Here is a 22,574-nt window from a genome sequence, read left to right as displayed (position 1 = left end):
GTTTTGAAGGGGGAGTGATCCGGGATATGCCGGGAGGACGTGGGATATGATGGGACGGGGAGCCCCGGGCCGTGGGGGAATCCGGGGTGTCAAGCGCCGTCGGGGACCTGGAAACGCGATCGCGGCCGACGACGCTTAGATTTGGTCAAACGTCGCGCTTGCGACGCATAGTTTTGAACTACTTGAGGCCAGCGAACTTCCCCGATGTCCCGACAAGAAACAAATCCAGCGATCCGATTATGGCTACGAGGATAGTAATTACGGCAAATACTTTAACCAGTTTGGAATTGTTGTCCTTAATCAAGACAAGCATTTTTGTGATAATGTAAAGGCCAACCATAAGCCCGATGTCTGGAAGCATGGAAATCTCCTTTTTTATCTCACATATTCGCGGCAACTCCAAACGATGCGGCCGATGACGCGCACGGAATCTGAAAGCTCCCCGTTCATATCAACTTCAATTGGATGATACTCAGTGTTCTTGCTGCGCAAAATGAGCTTGCCAGGGATTTTGTCCAGGTATTTGACGTAAACCTCGCTGTCTATCCCTACCGCGAAAATACCGCCTGCAATAATCTCATTCTGGCTTTCATCAATCAAGACTGAATCACGGTCCATCAAGACAGGAGACATGCTGTCGCCTGTTATATCCATCAAAACCATCTTCTTCGGGCGTCCCTTCCGCCTGAGGAAGTCGGTTTTGAAAGCATAATACCCGATCACCTCACCTTCCGTCTCCAGACTCCCTGTACCCGCACACAGACGGGCCTTTACCTTGGGGATAAGCGAATATCCCATAGCTGGCGCGGCTTCCGGGCTCATCCACTGGGGCTCTCCCGGTGGGATGAGGCAGGCGTTTTGCGCTTCAGCGGGCGCAGTTTGGGCGTTGTCGCTCTGCTTCAGCCCCTTCCCAAAAAACAGCCAATCCGCTGAAACGTCAAAAGTTTCAGCTATTTTTTCAACCCATCCGCTCGGTATTTTACGTCTTTTTCGTGCAGTCCCTACGGATGGGGGCGTAATATTTAATATTCTGGCTAATTCAGAATCGTTTGACGCCCCGCATGCTTCCATGACCCTGGCAAACTTTGCCTCAAAAGACTTCGTAGAACCTGGGATGTTCTGCGAAGCGTTCTGCGAAGTGTTGGTTTTTACTTGTGACGGCATAAACTTAAATGATGTTAAATAGTTGTAAACATTTGCCGCAAAATGTGGTCAAAAGCTTCTACGAAGTAAATTTTTACCTTGACCACATAAGACTTTGACATTAGACATGCCTTAAAGCGGTCACAAAATATGACCGCTTTCCCCGATTTCTAGTCGAGAATCACGGGACGGGCAATGGCTAAGGCGAAACGAAATTTAGGCGGAACCATGGTGCAGCTCACCCTGCCCCTGGCCAGCCTGCCCACGGCCAACATGGCGGCCGGCAGCCTGCGCTGCCGCGAGGCCGTCTATGAGGCCCTGCGCGAAGCCTTGTCCGCATCCGGCCTGTCCCGGGAATACGTCGCCGGGGAGCTATCCCGGTTAACAGGCGACCAGATCAGCATCCATCATATCAACAGTTGGACGGCCGAGAGCAAGGCCGGCGAGCGGCACCTGCCCGTTGAATACGTCGCCGCGTTGACCGTGATCCTGGGCGACAGCCGCATTTTGGCGGCCGCCTGCCCGGCCGGCCACGTGGTGCTGTCTCCGGCCGAGGCGGCCGTCTACGAGCTGGGCAAGGTGGTGGTCGAGGAGCGGCGGCGCGGCCGCAAGAAGCGTGAACTGTGGGAGCGGATCAATGGTGCGTAAGCGGTCGATCAAAATATGGATGCTCAAGCGGGGACTCAGTGTCCAGGACGTGGCGGATGGCGCGGGTGTGCATCAGTCCTATGTGTACCATTTTTTGGCCGGCAAGAAGAAAGCACTGGTGATCCGGGACTGGTTCCTTGGGCAAGGGTGTCCGGCGAAGTACTTGGGAGAAGGAAAGAAGGAGGCGGCGTGATGGCACTTGGCGAAGTGATCATTGAAGACGGGGCGGAATTCTTCCTTTGCGAGACTCCACCCACGCAAGCCGAGCTTGAAGTGTATTTCAAGGAGAACGGCAACGGACAGGACCATATGATTATGGGGCTGGAACTTGCCTACCGCCTGATCCTCCAGCCGGTCGACGACCAGAAGACAGCTCTCCTTGGTCTGGTCGACCAGCTGGGACTTAGCGAACAGGAGTGGTTCCGCATAAAGGTTATGTTGTTTTGGGGGTTGGCAGCGATTCTATCCAATCGAGAAGATGCTCCAGTCGCGTTTTGCCAAACCCAGGGGATGAAATAGAGATGCGCACTTCAATCCACTCTTTTAGCGATTCTTTGCTAATAGGCATCCCTTCCTCCATTAAAGATATGACTGCTTCCCCGATCACATATTGGCGGCTCTCTGGCTTATCAAGAAAAGTTTCAATTTCTTTAGTTAGTTTGGCTTTTAAGTCCTGTGCCAACTTTTTCCCTTTCTTTTCGGCGTCAGACATTTCCGCGTCTCCTGTGTGGGTTGACGGTTGTGGAAACATGTAACGGCGATCCTATCAGGGGACGCGGAACACTTACAAGGCGGCAAGGCAGGCGGTAACGGCGATGGAAGACAGGGTTACGGCAGAGAATATAGCGAAAGCGCTCGGGGTTTCGACGCGGGTCATCTACGACAAGGATTGGCCTTACGTTGAAGAGAAAGGGCGCGGCCGTGGCGGTAAACGGCGGCTTTACCCGCTCGCCTCACTCCCTGCCGACGTGCGCCAAGCCTTAGGGAACGTCGCCGCCTCGGAAGCGGCCGCCGCCGGGCGGATGGAAGGGCTCAAGCTCCGGCTCGAAGAGGAGTCCGCCCAGGCCGTGGCCGATGCCGCGCGCCAGGAAGGGCTGGCAAAATTTACCCGGCTCGCCGGCAAGGACCGGCTTCGCGCCGAGGCCCGGGCCACGCTCCTCGCCGCTTTCGATGCGTTCCTCCTCTCTTCGGGTCTCCCGGCCTCAACCGCCCGCCACGTCTTCGCCGTGCAGTACCGCACCGGGGAAATCGAAATCGACGCTACAGTCCGCGCCGTGCTGCCTAAGGTCTGCGCGACAAGCATAGGCAACTGGCAAAAAGCCGTCACCAGGGAAGGAATTTCGCGGCTGGCCGGCGACTACGGCCACCGTAAGGGCACGGGCAAGATCGACCAGAACCCGGAAATCGCCGAGTTCATCAAGGGCGAACTGTACGAGCGTCCGACCATCACTGCAAAGCGCGTGCTGAAGGGTATTTCGACGCGGTTTCCGGCCGCTGGCATCACGCAAAAGATGGTGCAGGATTGGTTGCGGACGTTTCGCAAAAACAATCCCCGTCTCATGCTGGATATTACCAGCCCTGACGCCTGCCGATCCCGGTATCAGCCGGCCACGGGCAGCCGTTACGAAGGCATCGACCACCCGAACCAGCGCTGGGAGATGGACAGCACCAAAGGCGACATCATGCTTTGGGACGGAAAGAAGAAGTCCCGCCACATCATTGTCGCCTGCATCGACGTTTACACGCGCCGGGTCAAGTTTCTGGTTTCGCGATCGTCCAGCACTGCCGCCGTGGCCTCATGCCTGCGCCGTTGCCTGCTGGATTGGGGGCAGGTCGAAACCCTCGTGACGGACAACGGCTCGGATTATGTCAGCAAGCACATGGTGCGGCTGGCCCTGGCCCTGAACATCAAACGTGAAGTCGCCCCGCCGTTCACCCCGGAGCACAAGCCGTTCGTCGAGCGTGTCTTCGGCACGTTTCTTCGAGGCGTTTTCGAGGATTTACCCGGTTATATCGGGCACAGCGTGGCCGAGCGCAAGGCCATCGAGGACCGCAAGGCGTTTGCCGTGCGACTGGCCAAGGGCCTGCATCATGGCGATCTGGATACGCCGCCCGAGCTGCTCCTCTCCCCTGACGCGCTCCAAAAATTTTGCGACGAGTGGACCGATGCCATCTATGCCCACGAGCCGCACTCCGGCGAGGGGATGGACGGTCTGACGCCCTGGCAAAAGGCGGCGGAATGGTCCGAGCCGATTCGGCGGATCAGCGACGAACGCGCCCTGGACGTGTTGCTCTCGCCTGTGCCGGGCAAGAAGGGAGACGGCTACCGCCCCGTCCGTAAAAAGGGCCTCGAGATCGGCCGCTACCACTACACAGCCCCGGAACTTGGCGGCCACGAGGGCCGGCAGGTGTTGTGCCTTGAAGATAGTGCCGATTGGGGCGCGGTCCACGTGTTCCTTCCCCACGATCAACAGGACGAGGACGGCGGCATGGAATACCTGTGCCGGGCCGTCTGCCCGCTGCTGACGGGTATCTCCAGATGCGAAGCCGCCTTGGCCCGCACCCGTGTCTACAAAAAGGTGCGCGCCGAGGAAAAGGCGGCCATGAGGGCGGCCTCGCGCAAGGTCGGCGCGGCCGACGTCTACCGCGAGGTCGTGGAGCATGCCGTGGAGCAGGCCGGCAAGCTCTCGCACCTGCCCAAGCCCACCGTCCCCCACGAAACCCCGATGCTCAAAGAGGCTGGCCTCGCCGCCCGGGCCGGGGACGCGCCCACGCCGCACGAGCCGACGGCCGACGAATTGGCCGCGCGCGCCGCCCTGGTCGAGGACATGGCCAGGGAGAAGGCGACCGTCCATGCAATGCCCGAGGCGCATACCGAACGCCAGCGCTACAACCGCTGGCTTGCGGTCGATGCCGCCATCACGGCCGGGCAGGATGTCCCCGAAAAAGACCGGAAGTGGTGGGAAAGCTATCAGAAAACGCCAAAATTTCTGGCCGAACGGCAGATGCGTGAGTTCTTCCCGCAACTCGCCGAGGCCGGCCAGTAAAAGCAGAAGCCTGCCGTTGCAACCGGCAGGCTTCCAAGTGAAATCAAAGCAGGGAGATCGAAAAATGACGCAACATGGACAACCTGTCAATGGCGGCCCCGCCCCGTTGCTCAATGTGCAGCGGTGTCTGGAGGCATTGCAGGCGGCTAAAAACCGTCCGTCCCATCTGCCGGGCATCGTGTGCATGTACGGGCCATCCGGCTACGGCAAGTCGACGGCCGCAGCTTACGTGGCGACCAGGACAGACGCCTATTACGTCGAGTGCCGGTCCTCTTGGACCAAAAAAGCCTTTTTGCAGGCCGTCCTCAAGACCATGAATATCCGCCCAAAAGGCAGCAAGGAGCCGGCCAGGACTATCTACGGCATGGTGGATCAGGCCGCCGAGGAGCTGTCCGCCGGACGGCCGCTCATCGTCGACGAGATGGATTACCTCGTGGACAAAAACGCGGTCGAGATCGTCAAAGACCTCTTCGAAAGCTCCCAGGGAACGATCCTCATCATCGGCGAGGAGCGGCTCCCGGGGAAGCTCGAGGCGTGGGAACGATTTCACGGCCGGATCATGCATTGGGTGCCAGCCCAGCCGGCGGACATCGAAGACGCCAAGACGTTACGCGCCATGTACTGCGACAGGGTGCGTGTGGCGGACGATCTGCTGGCCCTGGTGGTTGAAAGTGCCCAAGGGTCGGTACGGCGCATTTGCGTGAATCTGGAGCGCATCCAGGCCGAGGGATTGGCTGACGGCCTGGAGATCATGGACCGCGCGGCCTGGGGCTCCCGGGAACTGTTTACGGGCAAGGCCCCGATGCGACGGGGGCTGCGATGAGCAGACAAGCCGTCCATGTGCCCCCGGGACTCACCGGACGCGACCTGATTTGGGATGCGATGCGGGAAAACCGGACATTTACCGTGGATGATCTGGCCAAGCAGACACGGCTGAAGAGGGGTTCCGTGGACGATTACGTCCAGGCGCTCGTTAAGGCCGGCATCGTGGCCAAAACAGGGAGTAAGCCGACCCCGCTTGGCAACGCTGGGGCCTTTCCCCGCGCGGAATATACCGTCGTCCCCGTGGCCATGGGGCTCGAAGCTCCGAGGGTTCGGAAAAACGGCACGCTGATCCCCCCCACCGGACGCCAACGGATGTGGCGGATCATGCCCATCCTGAAAGACTTCTCGATTCGGGATTTGGCTTCGACCGCGTCTCTGCCCGAGGCTCCCGTCTCCCCGCATGAAGCCCAGTATTACGTCGACTGGCTTGCCCGAGCCGGCTACCTGCGCTCCTCCGGGGCCGGTCGCTGGGCCATCGTCCCGGCCATGCGCCGTGGGCCTCGCGCGCCGCAAATCCAGCGCATCCGCCGGCTGTTGGACCCCAACACAGGCGAGATCATGTGTGAGACCGAGCCGGTCGAGGAACGGGCCAAATGAGCGCCATCGAAAAGGTGACGCTGGCCTGGGGAGACATCCCGGATTGGCTGGCCGCCATGGCCGCCGCCTGCGACGCCACGTCCGGACGGGCTGTGGCCGCTCGCCTGGGCGTCTCCCCGGCGGCCGTGTCCAGGGTGCTTGGGGGCACTTACGGCGACACGGCCGCCATGGCGCGCCGCGTGCGCGAGACACTCATGACGCGGCGGGTGGTCTGCCCGGTAGTTGGCGAGATCAGCGTCGAGACCTGCCGGGAGCATCAGGCGCGGCCGTGGACGGCCGTCAATCCAACGTTTGTGCGGCTGTACCGCGAGTGTCGGGTTTGTCCGCACCGGGAGGCCAATCATGAAGGGACTGGATCGGGACATCCGGCGGCTGGCCGCGCCGGGAAGATCAAAGTCTGCCGGCAGGCGGCAGCGGGACAAACTCAAATGCCGCGCGACGCGGCGCGAAATGCGGGAGATTGAGCCATGCTGGGTAGCAAAATCCGCAACGTGCGCAACGGCCTGGGCGTGCTGGCCGGGCTGGTGACCGAGGAACAATGGGGGCTCATCCAGATGGCCCGCGAGGAGCTGACGGACGCGGCTGACACGGCCGAGGAACTAGAAACCGCCATGGCCGGCATGGTGCCCGCGCTGGCGGCCAAGGAGGAATGACAGTGAGCGCCAACATCCCTGACGGATACATGGAGAATGGCCAGGGGCATTTGATCCCTGTGGACAAAGTCAAGCCGGTGGATATGGCCCGGAATGATCTGGTTATGGAACTGGTGGGAATGGCGGAAAGGCTTCAAGGCGACATGAAGCGTTTCCGGGATAAGGCCATGGGAGACGTCGAAGCGTTCGCGGACCTCTCTGCGGAAAAGTACGAGGCTCCCATAGGAGGGAAAAAGGGCAATGTCCGGCTGGTGTCCTTCGATGGTCGCTATCTGGTACAGCGTCAGATTTCCGAGAATCTCGTGTTTGATGAACGCCTGCAAGCGGCCAAAAACCTGATTGATCAGTGCATCACCCGGTGGTCCGAGGGAAGCAACAACAACATCAAGGCCCTGGTGAACAGCGCATTTGACGTAGACCGTGAAGGCCGTGTGAATGTTGGCCGCATCCTCGGTCTGCGCAGCCTGGACATCTCCGACCCCGATTGGCTGCAAGCCATGAAAGCCATCTCCGACAGCATCCAGGTGTCCGGCTCCAAGGCGTATTTGCGGGTCTATAAGCGCCGCGACAGCGATGGGAAGTATGAGCCCATCCCCCTCGATCTGGCGGCACTGTAAAGGAGGTCTGCCATGAGTTGGTATCGTTGCATCAACTGCGGCCACGTCGGGTCCGAGGTCGCGCATGACGAAGGCCAGTCCGAGGCCAAGGTGTGCGTCTGCTGCGGCTCCTACGAGATAGAGGCCTGCCCACCCCCTCGCTTTATGGTCGTCGCCGAGATCGAGGCGCGGAACTGGAAGACGAAAGCCGAGCAGCTCTCGGCGCTCATCAAGAAGGCCGGCGCATGCGGCGCACTCCCGGCCGGCTACGTGACCCAGGCCAGACGTGTCATGGCCGGGACGGTCTAGGGCCATGGGCGCATGCAATGAGGACTATTGCGAGGCCCAGCCGAACAGAATGTGCCTCGGCTGCCTGTTGTGCCTGAGCGATATTGAGCTGACGGCGTTGGCGCGGTTTCTGGAAGAAAACCAGGAGGGCCTGCATGCGGCCGGGCTGTCGTTGAACGCTATCGAAATCATACTGGATGCAGTGTCGGAATAATCCTTGCGAAACCGCCCTGCGGGGCGGTCGTCGGACGGTGGCGCGTCCGGCCTGATGAGCAGCCAAAGGGGAATGCAGTGGGTAGATGTAACATGGTGACAGAGGACAACATGTTCGAACAACTCTTGACCCATCAACCCTTGCAGCGGCTTGAGCATATCGAAAAGCATGTTGCCGAGGCTCGCCACTTGATCGACGTGATCCTGGGCGACGGCCATGTGGCGGAAAGGCTCAAGGCTTTGCCCGCGCTCGTCACGGAATTTCGGGTCATTCAGGGCGACGCTGCATGCGCCCTGCTGTGCCTCGGCGACGGCCAGGAGGGATAGCCATGCAAGCATGGACGCCAAAACGTGCGGCAGCCAAGACGCGGCGGAAAATCAAAGCGATCCGTGAACAGTTGGAAGGCATCGCCAACATCTGGGGTGGCGAGGACAACTACATCGACACCCTCGTGAGCGAGGCCATGGAGCACCTGGACGATATTCAAGGGGCAGTGTCTGAGCACCTTGCAGGAGACGCCGAATGACCGAACGATTGGGCGAGTATACCTACTGGTTGCATGTCGTCTCCCGTCAGCCCGGCCATACGGTCGTCGAGGCCGAACCCGGCTACAAGCCGTGCAAGCGGCCCGGAACGTATCGCGTCTGGATGGCGTCGCATGGCCCGGTCTGTCCCGGTTGCGACCGTGTGTGCCGCATCCCGGCCAAGGCGGGCCTTGTGAAGGACGACGCCATCGTCGTGATCCGCCAGCCGGCCAAAACGACGAAGGGGAAAACGCGATGAGCACCACCACCTCCGCCGCCGGCCGCCGGGCCATGCTGGCCAAAATCCACATCGCCAAGAAAGACCTGGGCATGGACGACGGCACCTACCGCGCCATGCTCGAAAACCTCTACGGCGTGGAGTCCTCGGCCAAGCTGTCCCCCAAGCAGCTCGACGATCTGCTCGGACACCTTACCAAACATGGCTTTGTCGCCAAAAAGAAAGGCGATCCCAAGCCGTCCGACAGCGCCAAGGCGCGCGAGCCCATGATCGCCAAGATCGGGGCGCTGCTGACCGCGCTTGGCCAGACCGAAGGTCGGCACGTGCCGTGGAGCTACGCCGTAGGCATCCTCAAGCGGCAGTCGGGCGTCATGCGCCTGGAGTGGGCCACGCCCCAGCAGCTGCGCGCCGTGATCGCGGCGCTGGACAAGCGCCTGGGAAAGCTGGCCCGGGAGAAGCGGGAACGGTTAACTGCCAAAGAAGGCGGTAAACATGTCGGCCACTCGCCCTTTTGACGCAGACGGGCTCATTTGGCCGGGTATCCTGGCTGACATTGCCAACGCGGCCGGGCAGCTGGCCGCCTATCGCGTGGCCGAGGCCAAGGGCGGCACGCAGACCTATTTCCCGCGCCCTGAGCGGCTGACGGACGATAACTGGCTGGTGGTCGCCTGCGGCTGGGAGGCCGCGCGGGTTATCGCCCGGCGTTGCGGCGGCGGGAAATTCGAGGTGCCGCTCGGGCCGCTCTCCGGCAACAAGGCAGCCGTGGCCCGGGCCATCCGCGAAGGGCTGGCGCAAGGGGTTTCGGGCCAGCGCGTTGCGCGGCTGGCTGGAGTCGATGCGCGCACGGTGCGCCGCCACAAAAACGAGTACGGGGCCGGAAACGGCCGCGACGATCAGTACAACCTGTTCTGATGGAAAATGACGCGTATTGTGCGCGCATGAGGACGCAAATGGCCGATAAGCGCAAGCCCGAGGGACGTATCACCATCGAAAGCCCCACCAGCCGGGTGGCCATTGAACTGTTCCCGGCGCGGCTGTTCCCGGGCGGCGAGCGCCTCGACGGCCAATACCGCGTTCGGGTCGGCCGCAGCTGGTGGCGCTCGGCCAACCAGAAATACGTTTTTTTGACGTATGCGGAACTGTTTGTTTTGCTGATGGAAATGAGTGAAAAGCTTTCTGGCGTCCCGGCGCAGCGCCAGGACGATCCCCGGCCGGATGTCGGACGCGGCGACCGGCGGCGGCTGTTGCTTGGCCGTGGCGATGACGGCGCGGCATTGTATGAGGCTGTTGTGGTTATGACGGACCCAATGCAGGGGTTGGACGGACGCTGGCAGGTGTTTTTGGTTGGCCGGCGGGAGCCGGTGCTGGTAGATGATCTGGAACGCTATGAGGGTGTGGCATGGGCAAGAAACGCAAGATGAGAGCGCCGGCCTGGAAGCCGCGTCCGACCGCGCAAGGGGCAGCAGCTGCGCAAAAGCCGGCGGGACCGGATATGGCCACGCACGTGTTGCGGCTGGCGCTGATGCGGTCATGCGCGGATTTTTTGAAGGAAGCCGTACCGATCCTGCGCCAGATGGGTGCGCTTGGCGAGTCGCTCGACGCCTATGTGCGCCGCGTGCCGAACATGCCCGAGGCCGAGGTTCGGGCCGGCATCCAGCACCTTGCCAAGGGGCGGTTGTCGCTGTTGGCGCTGTCGCGGCTGGTGGCGGAGATAGGCCTGGAGGGTGATGCGGCGGGGCCGGCAACGCCCGCGCCGGGGACGGAAAGGAAACAGTAGGGGACGTATTATGAACAAATGTATTTTATTATGTATCTGCTGTGTGGCGCTGGGTGGGTGCGCGCATGGGCATTGGGACTACGGATCAATGCCTCGCCAAGAGGCAATGCAAAAAAGTTATGACTGCCAGTATATGGCTAATATGCAGGCCAAGGGGGCAGGCTATCTTACACGATCAATAGCAGAGTCTCAATTTAAACAATGCATGCAATCACGAGGATTTGTTTGGGTTGACGACACGCAACATCAACAACCAGACACAAATCAGTCCCACGGTTCATTTTCCAAACATGCTCGAAAGGAAATGCCATTTGATCCATATTTTGACCCATACAAAGCACAAGGCATACCTCGTCCAGAATAAGACATTGTGAATAAACACAAACGGCCCGCCGGGAAACTGGCGGGCCGTTTGGTTTTTATGAGGCGTCCTCTCTCTTGACGCCTTGCCCCGACCTGGGGCAAATGGGCCATACTCGCCTCCCCTCGATTGGGTCGGACAGTTGTCCGCCCCGCCCCCCTGCATCGATCCCGCTAAACCCGTCGCCATGATGCGACGTGTTGCCTCCTCCATACTTGCGTGCCTGCTCCTGGCGGCGGTCTGGTCTCCCCGGATCGCCGCCGGAGAGCGGGTCAACGCCGACAATGTCCCGGCTGTGGTGGGCTACGTCCGCGACGATGGTACCGTGATCGTTTCCGTGCCGTCCTGGCCGGCGGTCATCTCGCCGATCCAGGTCCGTGTGGCCGGCCTCGTCTTGCCAAAAATCCATGATCCCCGTCCCTCCGTCCGTGCCCAGGCAGAGCTGGCCCGGGACTGGCTGGCGTCGCGCCTGCCGCCCGGCATCTCGGTTGTGCTGCGCGACGTGCGCCGCGACGGAAACTGTCGGCTGCTGGCCGGCATCGAGGCCCAAATCGACGGCGAGACGCGCGACGTGGCCACGGAAATGGTCCGGCGCGGACTGGCCAAACCCTACAACGGCCAGGGCCGCGCGCCCTGGTGAGGAGCCGTCTTATGCGATGCATAATCGGACTGTTGGTGGTGGTGTGTGTGGCCGCGATGCTGGCCGGATGCTCCGGCCTGGGCACGATTGGCGGCATGGGCTCGACGTCGGGCGCGTCGCCCCAGGCGTCCACGCTGGGGCCGGACACGGCGACAACCGAGGCCGCGACGGACACGACTGCCGCGCGCCTGGATTCCGGCTTGACCTGGCTGTGGGCGTCGGTGTCGGGGCTGCGGGACAAGCTGGCCGCCCTGGCGAGCGTCGCGCCCCATGCGGCGGAAGTCGTCGAACAGGCGCTGGATAAGGCGCGGGGGCTGGTGGCGGACGTTGAGGCGGCGGCCAAGGCCGGAAACTTCGGAAACGCCCTGACGCTCTGGACCAAGGCCCGAAGCGCCATCGGCGAGGTGGCCGACGCGGTGCAGGCCCTGGCCGTGACGAGCGCGGCTGGACAATAGGAGGCTTGCTATGACGCCCGAGCAGTTCGAGCAGCACATGGCCGTGCAGAACGCGATCCTGAGAGAGATGAAGGCGGTCAGACGACTGCTGACCGCCCCGGTGTATACTGTTGATACAGCCCTTATGACAAATCACACCCTTGAAAAAGCCCTTTGTACTCGGAAACAGGTCGCCTCAGAAGAATTTGAATAGTCGTGGTTTGGAAGGAATCTAGAGCAGGAGGCATGGGTATTTGTGGGTTGGAGCTTATTTCCCGAAAGCGTGGTTCAAATGTGAGGGGGACAAGTTGCACAACCTCCCATCCATCCCGTGCAAGATTTGCAAGTTCGGCATTCAATTTCTCTGAGATGTCCTTGGCATCATTGCCTCGAACGCACGGAGATAGATATTCGTAAGACATTTCTTCCGCCTCCCGGTTTGGGTTGAAGGTAGCACAGATATCCTATCGGGAGCCGGAAGATAAAGAAAGGAACGAATATGCCAGTTTCCATCGATTTTGACACCATTGTGGATTCGCTGTCCGCCGCCCGCGATGAGCTGCAACAGAGGCGGGCCGCTCCGGCGGCCACCTCGCCCACGGCTCCCGTGCCGGCCTCGGCTCCGACCCAGGATGAGCTGGTTGTGTCCATGGCCGCCAGCTACCAGCTGCCGGTCATGCTCGTCCGGGCCATGGTCGCCCACGAATCGGCCGGCGGCATCCCGGCCGCCATGCGGTTCGAGCCGCAATTCTACGAGCGCTACCTCAAGGGGGAAACACCCGATTTCCGTCCGGAGTTTTGCTCTTTGGAGACCGAACGGATCGGCCGGGCCACCTCCTGGGGCCTCATGCAGGTGATGGGCGAGACGGCCCGATGTTGCGGCTTCCGGGGCTGGTTCGGGGAACTGTGTACCCCTGCGGTCGGCCTGGAATGGGGCTGCCGCTACCTGCGCCGGCTGGCGGACAAATACCTCGCCGATGGCGGCTGGCCCACGGTCATGCGCGCCTACAACGGAGGCCCCGGCAATCGCCACCAGCTGGACAGCCCGTACCCGGGCAAAATCCTGGCGCTGATCCCCGGCGGCCAGTGGCCGGAATAAGGAGGCGACCATGGAAGACATGAAGAAGGAAACGCTGTCCCGGGCCGCGTCCCAAATGGGCGGGCTGACCCACGCGGAAGTCGAGGAAATCGTGACCCGCATAATGGGAATGAAGGGCGGTGTCGTACCGCCTGCCCCGCCCGGGACGCCAGGGCCGGAGGTGCTCATACATCCGGGTGAGCGCATTGTGAACAAGGACCAACTCAAGCTGCTCGACGACATGGCGGCAACCCTGCCGCCCTCGGCCGAAAGCGGCTGGAAAAGCCGGAAGGTATGGGTCGCCATCGTGACCCTTGTGGGGATGCTTGCGCAGATACCCCTGGACAAGCGGCTGTCGCCCCAGGAGCTGATTGCCGTGGCCTGCGTGGCAGTCGCCTATATCAGCTGGCAGGCCTGCGTGGACATCGCCAAGGTCCGTGCCAGGGAGCCCCGGGCGTGACGGATATCGGCGATGATGCCCAGGCGGCCGAGGCGCTTTTCAGGGAGGCGGCGTTGACGGCCGCCGCGCGCCCGGCCCCTGCCGGTGGGCAGGTTGTCGAGGATGGCCGGGTGGTCTGCGTCGAATGCGGCGAGCCGATCCCGGCCGCCCGGCTGGCCGCCGTGCCTGGGGCCACGCGGTGCCGTGGGTGCCAGGAAGTGAGCGAGAAGTAAGGGGGAGGATGCGTGAACACGCTGTTGCAGTATTGGCCGATCATCGGCCCTCTGGCCCAGGCGGTGATGCTAGGCGTCTGGTGGTTGATGATCGGAAAGTTCGTCACGGTTGAATCCTGCGCCACCTGCCGTCGTCAGTGTCGCAAGGAAGTGGCCGAGGACATGGGACGGCTGCCCTCGACTACGGCGTTTACCGACTTGGCCAGGGAGGTTGAGGGGCTACGGGGCGACTTCAAGGGACAGGCTGCCGAGCTTCGGGGACTGGCCGAGGTTTTCAAACGAGTGGAACACCCGCTTAGTCTCCTGCTCGAATACCACTTGGGCAGTAATCGCCGCGATCGGAGGGAGTAATGGGTTTGGCGGAAGTGTTTTCCCAGGATCGCCGACTGGTGATCCTACGTCTGTTGGCTGAGGATTTGGACCACAAGCTCAATACGTCGGTGCTGCAAGATGCCTTGGACCTGATCGGCCATGGCTGCTCGCGGGATAGCGTGGAAACCGAGTGTTCCTGGCTCGCCGAACAGGGACTCGTAAACGTCGAGAAGGTCGGTCCAGTGACCGTGGTGCAACTGACCGGCCGTGGCCAGGATGTGGCCGAGGGCCGGGCGACGGTGCCGGGCGTCAAGCGCCCCCGGGCGAGGTAGCGGTATGCCGTCCAGGAGTAAGATCAAGACGTTGCCCGCGCCGATCCGCAAGGAACTGGACCGGCTGCTGGCCGGGGGAGCGCATACCCTGGATCAGATTGTTGCCCACCTGCAAAAACTGGGTGCGCCGGTCTCCCGATCCGCCGTCGGCAGGTACTCCCAGGAGTTCGAAGAGGTCGCCGCGCATATCCGGGAAAGCCGCGAGATCGCCTCGGCTTTCGCGCGTGAGCTGGGAGAAGTCCCCGAGGGGGATATGGGGCGCGTGCTGATCGAAATCGTGCATCGGCTGGTGTTCAAGGCGGGCGTCGCCAAGCTGCGCGACGGTGACGCCATTGATGCCATTGATGCCGCACGCCTTGCCAAGGCCATCAAGGACTTGGCCGCGGGCTCCAAAATCGGCCTGGACACCGAGATCAAGATTCGTGAGCAGGCCAGGAAAGAAGCCCTGGAGAAGGCCGCCGAAGCGGCTCAAGGCGCAGCGGATCAGGCCGGGCTGACGCCGGAACAGTGGGGGTTGATCCGGGCGCAAATCCTCGGGGTGGAGGTCGACCCATCGTGAGCATGACCACGACCGAACGGGAGGAAGCCCTCCAACTCGTCGAGGACATCCAGCGAACTCGGGCGACCAAAAATCTTGCCCCGGCCGATGTCCCGAAAATCCTCTTACCGTACCAAGCGGCTTGGCATCGGGATGAAGCCCCGGTTCGCATCTGTGAGAAATCCCGCCGCATCGGGTTTTCCTGGGGTGCTCTGGCCGCAGAAGCAGCCCTTGAGGCCGCCCGGGCCAAGGGGGGCATGAACCAGTTTTACATGGGCTACAACATGGCCATGGCCGCCGAGTTTATCGGCGATTGCGCTTTTTTTATCCGGGCATACCAGCAGGCGGCTAGCAAGATCGGCGTGACAATCCTTGAAGAGGAAAAGCGCAGCATCGTTACCTATAAAATTCAGCTCGCCAGCGGCTTCAAAATCGAAGCGCTTTCCTCGTGCCCCTATAACTGGCGCTCCCGTCAGGGCCATGCCCGCATAGATGAAGCGGCGTTCCACGAGAACCTCCAGGAGGTCATCAAAGGGTCCCTGGCTTTTCGCATGTGGGGCGGCCGCATCGATATCGTGTCCACCCATGACGGCGAGGACAATGTCTTTGACCAGCTTTGCAAGGATGTCAGGGCGAAAAAGTTGCCGTACTCGTTGCATAAGGTCACATTCGACGACGCCCTGCGCCAGGGATTTTACCAGCGTGTCTGTCTAGTAAATGGAGAGGACTACAGCCCCCAGGCCGAGACCATCTACCGGGAAGAGATTTACGCGGACTATACCACCCCCGAGGATGCGGCCGAGGAGCTTGATTGCATCCCAAAACGTGGATCGGGCGCGTTCTTCACCCGGCTTTTATTGGAGCACTGCCATAGCGACGGCATCCCCCGGCTGCGCTGGCAACAGCCCTCCGAATTTGTGGTTGATCCCGAGCGACTTGAAAAAGCCGACAGGTGGATCACGGACAACCTCAAGCCGATCATTGATGCCCTGAACACGGATAAACCCACAGTTTACAGCCAGGACTTCGCCCGGTCCGGCGACTTGTCCGTGGATTGGATCTGGCAAGAGGACCGGCCGGGACATTGGCGGCAGGTATTTGCCGTGGAGCTGCGCAATATCCCTTTCGACGTGCAACAGCTCATCACCTTTTACATCCTGGACAACATCCCGCTTATGCAAAAGGCGGCCTTCGACGCGCGCGGGAACGGCCAAAGCCACGCGGAGGCCGCCTTGCAGAAGTATGGGCCGGACCGGGTGGAATGCGTCATGTTCTCGGCTTCCTGGTATGCAGAATGGTTCCCGAAATACCGGCAGGCCATGGAGTCCGAGCTTGTGCGCCTGGACGCCAACGAAGACGTTATTGCCGATCACCGCATGGTGGTCTTGGTCCAGGGGAAACCCGGGATATCCGGCGCACGGGTCAAGGGTAGCGACGGCCAGTACCGGCACGGCGACTCGGCGGTGGCTGGCGTCCTGGCATATTACGCCACGCGCCAGGAGCGAATCGAATACGGCTACACACCCGCTTTTGGTGACGCCGGCCACCCTGGCCAGGGCGGTGGTGACGACAGTGAGGACGACGACAACGCATTTTGCGGCCGGGCGCGGTTCGGCCGGGGAGCGTACTGATGCCGACGCTATATGACCATTTGGGCCGGCCCGTGGACACGGGACGGCTGAAGGAAGAGGAAGCCGGACCGACTGTGACCGGCGTGCGCCAAGTGCTGTCCGGCCACCCGGCAGCCGGGCTTACCCCGGGACGGCTGGCCCGGCTGCTGCGCGCGGCCGAGGAGTTTGACCCGACCGAATATCTGGAGCTTGCCGAGGACATGGAGGAGCGCGACCCCCATTACCGCAGTGTGCTCAGTACGCGGAAGAATCAGGTCGCCGGATTGGACATTACTGTGGCTTCGGCCACGGACTCGGCCGAGGACGTCAAAGCGGCGGACTTGGTCCGCGACTGGCTCAACCGCGACGAGCTGGCCGACGAGCTTTTCGACGTGCTCGATGCGGTCGGAAAGGCATTCAGTGAGACGGAAATCATTTGGGACACCTCGGGGGGGGAGTGGTTCCCGGCCCGTCTGGAATGGCGTGACCCCAAATGGTTCCAGTTCGATCGCGTGGATGGCCGCACGCCCATGCTCCTTTCCGAAAGTGGCCAGCCCGTGCCGCTCTCGCCGTACAAGTACATTTCCCACGTTCACAAATCCAAGAGCGGCCTGCCCATTCGTGGCGGTTTGGCCAGGGTCAGCGCTTGGTGTTACCTCTTCAAAAACTTCGATTTGAAGAGCTGGGTGGAGTTCGCCGAGGTGTTCGGCGTGCCCCTGCGCGTCGGGAAATACGGCCCGGGCGCGTCCGAACGGGACAAGCAGGTGCTCCTCCAGGCCGTGCGCTCCATCTCCCGGGACGCGGCGGCCATCATCCCGGCCTCCATGTCCATCGACTTTATCGAGGCCAAGATTTCGGGTTCGATCCAGCTTTTCGAGAACTTGGCGAACTTCCTGGACAAGCAGGTTTCCAAGGCCGTCCTCGGCCAAACGGGGACCACGGATGTGGGCCAGCACGTGGGCACGGCCAATGCCCACGAAGAGGTGCGCCGCGACATCGAAGCGGCTGACGCCCGGCAACTGGCCGCCACCCTCAACCGCGACCTTGTGCGGCCGATGGTCGACCTCAATCTCGGCCCGCGCCGGTACTATCCTCGGATCATTATCCGCCGCGAAGATGAAGAGGACCTGACGGCCCTGGCCGAGAATTTGAAAACGCTGGTGCCCTTGGGGCTTAAGGTCGGGATGTCCACGATCCGCGACAAATACGGCCTGCCCGATCCAGCCCCGGATGAGGAGCTGCTCCACGCCCCCGGCCAGGGAGCTACCGCCGATCCGGCGCAGCCCGATCCCGGGGATGCGCCCTCGGGCCGGCAGGCTGCCGCCTCGCGCCGGGCCGTCAATGCCGCCACGCCCCAGGCTGCCGCGCCCGAGCGGCCCATGGATGCCGTGGACGTGGCCGTGGCCGAGGAACTGGACGATTGGCAGGAGTTGGTGGACCCGCTTCTGGAACCGGTGCGCCGCCTGCTCGCCGAATGTACCAGCCTGGAGGAGTTTCAGCGCCGCCTGTCCGAGGCCCTGGCCGGCCAGGATGCCGGCCCCTTGACCGAGCATCTGGCCCGCATGACGTTTATGGCGAGGCTGGGCGGCGAAACGGGGGCGGACAGTGGCGACAAATGACGATGGCTCTATCCGTTTCCAGCCGCTCCCGCCCGAGGAAGCCATTGCCTATTTCAAGGCCAAGGGATTTAACCAGGTCGAAAGCTGGGACTGGCGCGACATGTGGCAGGCCGAGCATGCCACGGCGTTTACCGTGGCGAAAACGGCCGGCTTCGACGTGCTCAAGGATATCCAGGCCGCGACCGACGCGGCCATCAGCCAAGGCTTGACCCTCAAACAGTTTTCGGCCCAACTGACCCCTATCCTGCAAGCGAAAGGATGGTGGGGCAAAATGGAAAAAGCGGACCCGCTGACCGGCGAGGTCAAGGACGTGCAACTCGGCAGCCCACGACGACTCAAGATCATCTACGACACCAACATGCGCATGTCCCAGGCGGCTGGCGAATGGGCGCGCATACAACGGGCCAAGAAGTACGCGCCCTACCTGCTTTATTCGGCCATTCTGGATGGCGTCACGCGCCCTCAACACCGCGCTTGGAATGGGACCGTCCTGCCGGTCGATCACCCTTGGTGGAAGACCCACTATCCACCTAATGGCTGGCACTGCCGGTGCTCGACCATCCAGCTTTCGGCCCACGACCTAGAAGCCTTTGGCTACAAGGTGTCGCCCGATCCCGAGGACGACCTGACCCTCTACACCAACGACCGCACGGGCGAGACGCAAATGATCCCGCGCGGCATCGATCCGGGCTTTGCCTACAACCCGGGCGAGGCGGCGCTCGACGGCCACGCGGCCCGGGCCATGATGGGTAAGCTCGTGGACACCTCGCCGGATATGGCCGCCGCCCAGGCCGCCAGCGCCCGGTTTGTGGTGCCGGCGCTCAAGCGCGATCTGGCGGACTGGATCAAGCCGCGCCTGGATGCCCTGGCCGCCGGGACGCCCATAAAAACCGGTGAACGTCGGGTTGTCGGGGCGCTGCCGGATGAGGTCTTGGAGTTTTTCGCGGCCGGCCGGGCCAGCGCCGGAGGCGAGGCGGTCGAGCTGTCCAGCGGGGCCATCACGCTCTCGGAAGCGGGTATTGCCCACATTTACCGCGAAACAAAGCGGGCAAGCGGCATCGGCCTGCCCCGCGAGGTTATCGCGCGCGCCGTGGACGCCCTCTGGGAGCCGGAGGCGATTTACTGGGACAAGGCCAACCCGGCGCTGTTGTATCTGATCGATGCCGGCGAGGAGTCGGCGGGGAAATTGGTGGTGCAGGTCAACTATGCCGCCAAGGCGCATGACGCGGCTGGGGCGAGAGTGCGCATCGTCACGAACGACGTGCGGTCCGGTCGGATCATCGACCCGGCCGTTTTGGATAACGCCGGGCTGTACGAGCGAATAAAATAACCGCCCTGGTGGGACGCCACCCCCACCCGGAGCTTTCCCGCTGCCAGGGCGGGGCAAACTCAGCCGGGAGCGAATTATCCGGCCAAACAGGGCGGTCAAAAAGGTCAAGAGCAATATAAGCCCGTTTTCGGCCCGGGGCAAGCGAAGCCAGGGCGACGGCCGTAAAAACCAGTAAATCGCCTAGTAAACATGGTCTGACGCGTTTGCGGGGTATGTCCGGGGTTGCCTCTGGCCGTCCAATGGGGTTACCCGGATCGCAACCTCGTTTTCCTCCCACGCATCCCCTCCGTTGAGAACCCGTTTGGGTCGGACAGTTGTCCGCCCTGCATCCTGCCGCCCGGCCCGCTAGGGTCCGGGCCATGTTGCGACGCGCTGTAAACTCCCTCCCGTTGGCCGCCGGCAATGCCGGCGAGGCTCCTGAATGGGTCCAGGTCATGCCCGCCGGTTCATTCGCCGGCCGGAGTGGGATCGGGCCATTTCAACTGAATGACCCACAGAGTGTCATCGACGCCACTTTGGCCGCCGCTTCGGGTGCGGACCTGCCCATCGACTACGACCACCAAATCCTTTGGAGCCGCGACAACGGCCGCCCCGCGCCGGCCGCAGGCTGGTTCAAAGAATTTGCGGTGCGGGACGACGGTATTTGGGCTCGCGTGGAATGGACGCCGACGGCGGAGGCCTGCATCGCTGCCCGAGAATATCGATACCTTTCGCCTGTTTTCTGGTTCGACGTGGATGGTCGCGTCCTGCGCATTGAGCACGCGGCCCTTACCAATACCCCTGAACTGGAGATGCAGGCCCTGGCCAGCAGGCTCCATAACCCCAACGGAGGAGAAATGACCCTCGAACAGGTCATTGCCGCCCTGGCTGCCGCGTATGGGCTCAAGCCCGACACGACGGCCGAAGGGATCGTCACGTGCGCCCAGGGGGAGGCCAAAAGCCTCGCCGCCATGGCCAAACGCCTGGGGCTCCCCGAAACCGCCATGGCCTATGAAGCCGACAAGGCCCTGGCCGACGTCCTGGCCGCCGTCGAGGAAACCGCCAAGGCCATGGGGATGTCCGATCCGGTCAAGCCGGCCCAGCTGGCCGCCTGCGCCAGGGACGTCCTCGCCAAGCGGGGCCAGCCGGACGCCAGCCCCGATCCCACCAAGTGGGCTCCCGTGTCCGAGCTGCAAGCCGTGGCCTCGCGCCTTGCGGCCCTGGAAAACAGCCAGGCCAAAGACAAGGCCGTTGAGGCAGTGGAAGCGGCCATGAAGGCCGGCAAGGTCACGCCCGGCAACAAGGATTGGGCGTTGGCCTACGCGTCCAAGGACCTCGAAGGATTCAAGGCTTTCGCGGCGGTTGCGCCGTCCATCGTCAAGCCCGGCCAGGAAGGTCCGCACGGCCAGCCGCCGGCCGCCGATGGGCAGCTCGGCGAGATCGATCTGGCCGTGTGTTCGCGTCTCGGCCTCGATCCCGAGGCGTTCAAGAAGAGTCTGAAAAAGGAGGGAGTGTAAGCGATGGCCGCTTTAACCAAGGATCGCAACACGCCGAGGCGCAAGGGCAAGATCGTTGTGCATCCCGTGGCCGCCGGAGCGGTTTTTTTCGTCGGGGCCTTGGCCGTGTTGAACGCGACCGGCTACGCCGAGCCGGCCACCACGGCCACCGGGAAAAAGGGACTCGGCCGCGCGACAGGGGCCGTTTCCAACGCCACCGGGGCTGATGGCGCGGCGTTTGTCGAAGTCGAGCGAGGCGTCTTCGCGTTCGACAACGACGGCACCGATACCGTCACCCGCGCCCATGTCGGCGGATCGGCCTACGCCGTGGACGACCAGACCGTGGCCTCCAACGACGGCACCGGCACCCGATCGGCGATCGGCATCATCCGAGACGTGGACGCCATCAACGGCGTCTGGGTCGAGTTCTAACCCGGCCCCAGAAAGGAGATTGAAACAATGGATGTCATCAACGCCGCCGCGCTGTCGACGCTGTTCGCCGGCTACCGCCTCCTGTTCCAGACCGCTTTTGCGGCCGCACCATCGTTTTGGCAAAGGGTGGCCATGCTCTCGCCCTCGACCACGGCCGAGGAGCATTATCCCTGGCTGGCCGATATCGGCGGCCTGCGGGAATGGCTCGGCGACCGTGTGGTCAAGGCACTCGCCCTGCATGACTACGCGATCCGCAACAAGCCGTTTGAGAAGACCATCGGCATCAAACGCGAGGCCATCGAAGACGACACCTACGGCATCTACGGACCGCGATTCACCATGCTCGGCGACGCGGCCGCGCGTCATCCCGACACCCTGGTCTTCGAGCTGCTCGCGGCCGGGTTCGCCACGGCCTGTTACGACGGCCAGTACTTTTTCGACACCGATCACCCGGTCGAGATCAACGGTGCCACCGTCAGCGTCTCCAACTTCGGCGGCGGAACGGATACGGCGTGGTATCTGCTGGATACGACCCGGCCGGTCAAGCCGCTGATCTTTCAGAAGCGCAAGGACTACAACTTGGTCCGCCTCGACCGCGAAACCGATGAAAACGTGTTCATGCGCGGCGAGTATCTTTATGGCGTGGACGCCCGCGTCAACGTCGGCTTCGGCTTCTGGCAGATGGCCTACGGCTCCAAGCAAACCCTGGATGCCGACAACTATTCCGCCGCCCGCGCGGCCATGCAGAGTTTCAAGGGCGAGGACGGCAAACCGCTCGGCATCATGCCCAACCTGCTCGTAGTCCCCCCCAGTCTGGAAGGCCCGGCGCGGAAGCTCCTGAAGAACGAATACAACGCAGCCGGAGCCACCAACGAATGGTTCGGGACGGCCGACGTGCTGCCCGTGCCGTACCTCGCGTAATCACTGGCAGAAGAGGAGAATCCCATGCCGAAAGTCATCCGTATCACATCCAAGATTCAGGGGTTCCGCCGGGCGGGCATGTCCCACCCGGACGTGCCCACGGACCATCCGGCCGACACCTTTACCGCCGAGCAGCTCGCGGCGCTCAAGGCCGAGCGGAATCTCGTCGTGCAGGAGCTGGAGCTGCCCGACGCCGCCCCGGCCAACGGCGACCCCGACGGCGGCAAGGACGACAAGGGCGAAAAGTCGCCCAAGACCGGCAAGTAAGGA

At 62.4% G+C, this 22,574-nt stretch carries 35 protein-coding genes and 1 other RNA gene; 34 read left to right on the top strand and 2 right to left on the bottom strand.

From position 1 onward, the window contains the following. Nucleotides 1-178: 178 nt before the first annotated feature. On the bottom strand, nucleotides 179-361 hold the full coding sequence (locus K9F62_10500; protein ID UJX43072.1) for a hypothetical protein: 183 nt from the start codon (nucleotides 359-361) through the stop codon (nucleotides 179-181). 14 nt (nucleotides 362-375) lie between these two features. Beyond that, nucleotides 376-1,164: a helix-turn-helix domain-containing protein gene (locus K9F62_10495; GenBank protein ID UJX43071.1), complete on the bottom strand. Its 789-nt coding sequence runs from the start codon at nucleotides 1,162-1,164 to the stop codon at nucleotides 376-378. Nucleotides 1,165-1,371: 207 nt separating this feature from the next. On the opposite strand from K9F62_10495, the gene K9F62_10490 reads away from it, so the two are divergent. The 34 genes from K9F62_10490 (at nucleotide 1,372) to K9F62_10325 (ending at nucleotide 22,571) form a co-directional block, all read left to right on the top strand. Next, complete coding sequence (locus tag K9F62_10490) at nucleotides 1,372-1,791, top strand: hypothetical protein (protein ID UJX43070.1); 420 nt, start codon at nucleotides 1,372-1,374, stop codon at nucleotides 1,789-1,791. Further along, on the top strand, nucleotides 1,781-1,984 hold the full coding sequence (locus K9F62_10485) for a helix-turn-helix transcriptional regulator (GenBank protein ID UJX43069.1): 204 nt from the start codon (nucleotides 1,781-1,783) through the stop codon (nucleotides 1,982-1,984). Before K9F62_10490 ends, K9F62_10485 begins: the two co-directional genes overlap by 11 nt. Then, nucleotides 1,981-2,310: a hypothetical protein gene (locus K9F62_10480; GenBank protein UJX43068.1), complete on the top strand. Its 330-nt coding sequence runs from the start codon at nucleotides 1,981-1,983 to the stop codon at nucleotides 2,308-2,310. Before K9F62_10485 ends, K9F62_10480 begins: the two co-directional genes overlap by 4 nt. Nucleotides 2,311-2,759: 449 nt before the next feature. Then, nucleotides 2,760-4,838, top strand: a complete 2,079-nt coding sequence (locus K9F62_10475; GenBank protein ID UJX43067.1) for a DDE-type integrase/transposase/recombinase — start codon at nucleotides 2,760-2,762, stop codon at nucleotides 4,836-4,838. A gap of 64 nt (nucleotides 4,839-4,902) precedes the next feature. Further along, on the top strand, nucleotides 4,903-5,661 hold the full coding sequence (locus tag K9F62_10470; GenBank protein UJX43066.1) for an ATP-binding protein: 759 nt from the start codon (nucleotides 4,903-4,905) through the stop codon (nucleotides 5,659-5,661). Further along, entirely contained in the window at nucleotides 5,658-6,260 is a 603-nt protein-coding gene (locus tag K9F62_10465; protein ID UJX43065.1) for a hypothetical protein, read from the top strand. Before K9F62_10470 ends, K9F62_10465 begins: the two co-directional genes overlap by 4 nt. Next, entirely contained in the window at nucleotides 6,257-6,724 is a 468-nt protein-coding gene (locus tag K9F62_10460; protein UJX43064.1) for a hypothetical protein, read from the top strand. Before K9F62_10465 ends, K9F62_10460 begins: the two co-directional genes overlap by 4 nt. Before the next feature lie 3 nt (nucleotides 6,725-6,727). Beyond that, a complete protein-coding gene (locus tag K9F62_10455; protein UJX43063.1) occupies nucleotides 6,728-6,913 on the top strand; it encodes a hypothetical protein in 186 nt (61 codons plus the stop codon). Further along, nucleotides 6,910-7,530, top strand: coding sequence for a DUF3164 family protein (locus K9F62_10450; GenBank protein ID UJX43062.1), 621 nt, complete (start codon nucleotides 6,910-6,912; stop codon nucleotides 7,528-7,530). Before K9F62_10455 ends, K9F62_10450 begins: the two co-directional genes overlap by 4 nt. A 12-nt stretch (nucleotides 7,531-7,542) precedes the next feature. Continuing rightward, complete coding sequence (locus K9F62_10445) at nucleotides 7,543-7,818, top strand: hypothetical protein (GenBank protein ID UJX43061.1); 276 nt, start codon at nucleotides 7,543-7,545, stop codon at nucleotides 7,816-7,818. Nucleotides 7,819-7,822: 4 nt separating this feature from the next. Beyond that, entirely contained in the window at nucleotides 7,823-8,011 is a 189-nt protein-coding gene (locus tag K9F62_10440) for a hypothetical protein (protein UJX43060.1), read from the top strand. Between the two features lie 3 nt (nucleotides 8,012-8,014). After that, an RNA gene (locus K9F62_10435) (hammerhead ribozyme type II) lies at nucleotides 8,015-8,079 on the top strand. Nucleotides 8,080-8,121: 42 nt separating this feature from the next. Next, on the top strand, nucleotides 8,122-8,337 hold the full coding sequence (locus tag K9F62_10430) for a hypothetical protein (protein ID UJX43059.1): 216 nt from the start codon (nucleotides 8,122-8,124) through the stop codon (nucleotides 8,335-8,337). Nucleotides 8,338-8,339: 2 nt separating this feature from the next. Beyond that, nucleotides 8,340-8,537 carry a hypothetical protein gene (locus K9F62_10425; protein UJX43058.1) on the top strand — a complete coding sequence of 66 codons (198 nt, stop codon included), beginning with the start codon at nucleotides 8,340-8,342 and terminating at the stop codon, nucleotides 8,535-8,537. Further along, entirely contained in the window at nucleotides 8,534-8,794 is a 261-nt protein-coding gene (locus K9F62_10420; GenBank protein ID UJX43057.1) for a hypothetical protein, read from the top strand. The genes K9F62_10425 and K9F62_10420 overlap by 4 nt, the downstream gene beginning before the upstream one ends. Next, a complete protein-coding gene (locus K9F62_10415) occupies nucleotides 8,791-9,288 on the top strand; it encodes a regulatory protein GemA (GenBank protein UJX43056.1) in 498 nt (165 codons plus the stop codon). Before K9F62_10420 ends, K9F62_10415 begins: the two co-directional genes overlap by 4 nt. After that, nucleotides 9,266-9,685 carry a hypothetical protein gene (locus K9F62_10410; GenBank protein ID UJX43055.1) on the top strand — a complete coding sequence of 140 codons (420 nt, stop codon included), beginning with the start codon at nucleotides 9,266-9,268 and terminating at the stop codon, nucleotides 9,683-9,685. Before K9F62_10415 ends, K9F62_10410 begins: the two co-directional genes overlap by 23 nt. 38 nt (nucleotides 9,686-9,723) lie before the next feature. Then, nucleotides 9,724-10,194: a hypothetical protein gene (locus tag K9F62_10405; GenBank protein UJX43054.1), complete on the top strand. Its 471-nt coding sequence runs from the start codon at nucleotides 9,724-9,726 to the stop codon at nucleotides 10,192-10,194. Then, on the top strand, nucleotides 10,173-10,550 hold the full coding sequence (locus K9F62_10400) for a hypothetical protein (GenBank protein ID UJX43053.1): 378 nt from the start codon (nucleotides 10,173-10,175) through the stop codon (nucleotides 10,548-10,550). Before K9F62_10405 ends, K9F62_10400 begins: the two co-directional genes overlap by 22 nt. Nucleotides 10,551-11,098: 548 nt before the next feature. Then, nucleotides 11,099-11,551 (top strand): thermonuclease family protein, encoded by a 453-nt coding sequence (locus K9F62_10395; protein UJX43052.1) that lies wholly within the window; start codon nucleotides 11,099-11,101, stop codon nucleotides 11,549-11,551. 11 nt (nucleotides 11,552-11,562) lie between these two features. Continuing rightward, nucleotides 11,563-12,006: a hypothetical protein gene (locus K9F62_10390; GenBank protein ID UJX43051.1), complete on the top strand. Its 444-nt coding sequence runs from the start codon at nucleotides 11,563-11,565 to the stop codon at nucleotides 12,004-12,006. Between the two features lie 10 nt (nucleotides 12,007-12,016). Next, complete coding sequence (locus K9F62_10385; protein UJX43050.1) at nucleotides 12,017-12,199, top strand: hypothetical protein; 183 nt, start codon at nucleotides 12,017-12,019, stop codon at nucleotides 12,197-12,199. A 435-nt stretch (nucleotides 12,200-12,634) separates the two neighbouring features. Then, entirely contained in the window at nucleotides 12,635-13,084 is a 450-nt protein-coding gene (locus tag K9F62_10380) for a transglycosylase SLT domain-containing protein (protein ID UJX43187.1), read from the top strand. A 273-nt stretch (nucleotides 13,085-13,357) separates the two neighbouring features. After that, the gene (locus K9F62_10375; protein UJX43049.1) at nucleotides 13,358-13,735 is read left to right on the top strand and encodes a TraR/DksA C4-type zinc finger protein; all 378 of its coding nucleotides are present in this window, start codon (nucleotides 13,358-13,360) and stop codon (nucleotides 13,733-13,735) included. 24 nt (nucleotides 13,736-13,759) lie between these two features. Beyond that, a complete protein-coding gene (locus K9F62_10370; GenBank protein ID UJX43048.1) occupies nucleotides 13,760-14,086 on the top strand; it encodes a DUF2730 domain-containing protein in 327 nt (108 codons plus the stop codon). A 5-nt stretch (nucleotides 14,087-14,091) separates the two neighbouring features. Further along, the gene (locus K9F62_10365; GenBank protein ID UJX43186.1) at nucleotides 14,092-14,379 is read left to right on the top strand and encodes an ArsR family transcriptional regulator; all 288 of its coding nucleotides are present in this window, start codon (nucleotides 14,092-14,094) and stop codon (nucleotides 14,377-14,379) included. A gap of 31 nt (nucleotides 14,380-14,410) precedes the next feature. Beyond that, nucleotides 14,411-14,938 carry a DUF3486 family protein gene (locus K9F62_10360; GenBank protein UJX43047.1) on the top strand — a complete coding sequence of 176 codons (528 nt, stop codon included), beginning with the start codon at nucleotides 14,411-14,413 and terminating at the stop codon, nucleotides 14,936-14,938. Further along, the gene (locus K9F62_10355; protein ID UJX43046.1) at nucleotides 14,935-16,548 is read left to right on the top strand and encodes a hypothetical protein; all 1,614 of its coding nucleotides are present in this window, start codon (nucleotides 14,935-14,937) and stop codon (nucleotides 16,546-16,548) included. The genes K9F62_10360 and K9F62_10355 overlap by 4 nt, the downstream gene beginning before the upstream one ends. After that, complete coding sequence (locus K9F62_10350; protein UJX43045.1) at nucleotides 16,548-18,146, top strand: DUF935 domain-containing protein; 1,599 nt, start codon at nucleotides 16,548-16,550, stop codon at nucleotides 18,144-18,146. Before K9F62_10355 ends, K9F62_10350 begins: the two co-directional genes overlap by 1 nt. Continuing rightward, nucleotides 18,133-19,476 (top strand): minor capsid protein, encoded by a 1,344-nt coding sequence (locus K9F62_10345; GenBank protein ID UJX43044.1) that lies wholly within the window; start codon nucleotides 18,133-18,135, stop codon nucleotides 19,474-19,476. Before K9F62_10350 ends, K9F62_10345 begins: the two co-directional genes overlap by 14 nt. A 434-nt stretch (nucleotides 19,477-19,910) precedes the next feature. Further along, a complete protein-coding gene (locus K9F62_10340; GenBank protein UJX43043.1) occupies nucleotides 19,911-20,972 on the top strand; it encodes a phage protease in 1,062 nt (353 codons plus the stop codon). 3 nt (nucleotides 20,973-20,975) lie between these two features. Further along, complete coding sequence (locus K9F62_10335) at nucleotides 20,976-21,383, top strand: hypothetical protein (protein UJX43042.1); 408 nt, start codon at nucleotides 20,976-20,978, stop codon at nucleotides 21,381-21,383. Between the two features lie 27 nt (nucleotides 21,384-21,410). Beyond that, entirely contained in the window at nucleotides 21,411-22,304 is an 894-nt protein-coding gene (locus tag K9F62_10330; protein UJX43041.1) for a Mu-like prophage major head subunit gpT family protein, read from the top strand. Between the two features lie 24 nt (nucleotides 22,305-22,328). Further along, nucleotides 22,329-22,571: a hypothetical protein gene (locus tag K9F62_10325; protein ID UJX43040.1), complete on the top strand. Its 243-nt coding sequence runs from the start codon at nucleotides 22,329-22,331 to the stop codon at nucleotides 22,569-22,571. Nucleotides 22,572-22,574: the final 3 nt, after the last annotated feature.

The sequence above is a fragment of the Desulfovibrio sp. JY genome, assembly GCA_021730285.1.
GTDB lineage: Bacteria > Desulfobacterota > Desulfovibrionia > Desulfovibrionales > Desulfovibrionaceae > Solidesulfovibrio.
The sequence above is the reverse complement of the archived record's forward strand: the minus strand, read 5'-3'. Positions and strand labels throughout refer to the sequence as shown.

What these genes read in the sequence shown, in the direction of transcription:
- K9F62_10500 (UJX43072.1), bottom strand. Translation starts at nt 361, where the DNA reads ATGCTTCCAGACATCGGGCTTATGGTTGGCCTTTACATTATCACAAAA.
- K9F62_10495 (UJX43071.1), bottom strand. Translation starts at nt 1,164, where the DNA reads ATGCCGTCACAAGTAAAAACCAACACTTCGCAGAACGCTTCGCAGAAC.
- K9F62_10490 (UJX43070.1), top strand. Translation starts at nt 1,372, where the DNA reads ATGGTGCAGCTCACCCTGCCCCTGGCCAGCCTGCCCACGGCCAACATG.
- K9F62_10485 (UJX43069.1), top strand. Translation starts at nt 1,781, where the DNA reads ATGGTGCGTAAGCGGTCGATCAAAATATGGATGCTCAAGCGGGGACTC.
- K9F62_10470 (UJX43066.1), top strand. Translation starts at nt 4,903, where the DNA reads ATGACGCAACATGGACAACCTGTCAATGGCGGCCCCGCCCCGTTGCTC.
- K9F62_10465 (UJX43065.1), top strand. Translation starts at nt 5,658, where the DNA reads ATGAGCAGACAAGCCGTCCATGTGCCCCCGGGACTCACCGGACGCGAC.
- K9F62_10460 (UJX43064.1), top strand. Translation starts at nt 6,257, where the DNA reads ATGAGCGCCATCGAAAAGGTGACGCTGGCCTGGGGAGACATCCCGGAT.
- K9F62_10455 (UJX43063.1), top strand. Translation starts at nt 6,728, where the DNA reads ATGCTGGGTAGCAAAATCCGCAACGTGCGCAACGGCCTGGGCGTGCTG.
- K9F62_10450 (UJX43062.1), top strand. Translation starts at nt 6,910, where the DNA reads ATGACAGTGAGCGCCAACATCCCTGACGGATACATGGAGAATGGCCAG.
- K9F62_10445 (UJX43061.1), top strand. Translation starts at nt 7,543, where the DNA reads ATGAGTTGGTATCGTTGCATCAACTGCGGCCACGTCGGGTCCGAGGTC.
- K9F62_10440 (UJX43060.1), top strand. Translation starts at nt 7,823, where the DNA reads ATGGGCGCATGCAATGAGGACTATTGCGAGGCCCAGCCGAACAGAATG.
- K9F62_10430 (UJX43059.1), top strand. Translation starts at nt 8,122, where the DNA reads ATGTTCGAACAACTCTTGACCCATCAACCCTTGCAGCGGCTTGAGCAT.
- K9F62_10425 (UJX43058.1), top strand. Translation starts at nt 8,340, where the DNA reads ATGCAAGCATGGACGCCAAAACGTGCGGCAGCCAAGACGCGGCGGAAA.
- K9F62_10420 (UJX43057.1), top strand. Translation starts at nt 8,534, where the DNA reads ATGACCGAACGATTGGGCGAGTATACCTACTGGTTGCATGTCGTCTCC.
- K9F62_10415 (UJX43056.1), top strand. Translation starts at nt 8,791, where the DNA reads ATGAGCACCACCACCTCCGCCGCCGGCCGCCGGGCCATGCTGGCCAAA.
- K9F62_10410 (UJX43055.1), top strand. Translation starts at nt 9,266, where the DNA reads ATGTCGGCCACTCGCCCTTTTGACGCAGACGGGCTCATTTGGCCGGGT.
- K9F62_10405 (UJX43054.1), top strand. Translation starts at nt 9,724, where the DNA reads ATGGCCGATAAGCGCAAGCCCGAGGGACGTATCACCATCGAAAGCCCC.
- K9F62_10400 (UJX43053.1), top strand. Translation starts at nt 10,173, where the DNA reads ATGGGCAAGAAACGCAAGATGAGAGCGCCGGCCTGGAAGCCGCGTCCG.
- K9F62_10395 (UJX43052.1), top strand. Translation starts at nt 11,099, where the DNA reads ATGATGCGACGTGTTGCCTCCTCCATACTTGCGTGCCTGCTCCTGGCG.
- K9F62_10390 (UJX43051.1), top strand. Translation starts at nt 11,563, where the DNA reads ATGCGATGCATAATCGGACTGTTGGTGGTGGTGTGTGTGGCCGCGATG.
- K9F62_10385 (UJX43050.1), top strand. Translation starts at nt 12,017, where the DNA reads ATGACGCCCGAGCAGTTCGAGCAGCACATGGCCGTGCAGAACGCGATC.
- K9F62_10380 (UJX43187.1), top strand. Translation starts at nt 12,635, where the DNA reads ATGGCCGCCAGCTACCAGCTGCCGGTCATGCTCGTCCGGGCCATGGTC.
- K9F62_10375 (UJX43049.1), top strand. Translation starts at nt 13,358, where the DNA reads ATGGGTCGCCATCGTGACCCTTGTGGGGATGCTTGCGCAGATACCCCT.
- K9F62_10350 (UJX43045.1), top strand. Translation starts at nt 16,548, where the DNA reads ATGCCGACGCTATATGACCATTTGGGCCGGCCCGTGGACACGGGACGG.
- K9F62_10340 (UJX43043.1), top strand. Translation starts at nt 19,911, where the DNA reads ATGCCCGCCGGTTCATTCGCCGGCCGGAGTGGGATCGGGCCATTTCAA.
- K9F62_10335 (UJX43042.1), top strand. Translation starts at nt 20,976, where the DNA reads ATGGCCGCTTTAACCAAGGATCGCAACACGCCGAGGCGCAAGGGCAAG.
- K9F62_10330 (UJX43041.1), top strand. Translation starts at nt 21,411, where the DNA reads ATGGATGTCATCAACGCCGCCGCGCTGTCGACGCTGTTCGCCGGCTAC.
- K9F62_10325 (UJX43040.1), top strand. Translation starts at nt 22,329, where the DNA reads ATGCCGAAAGTCATCCGTATCACATCCAAGATTCAGGGGTTCCGCCGG.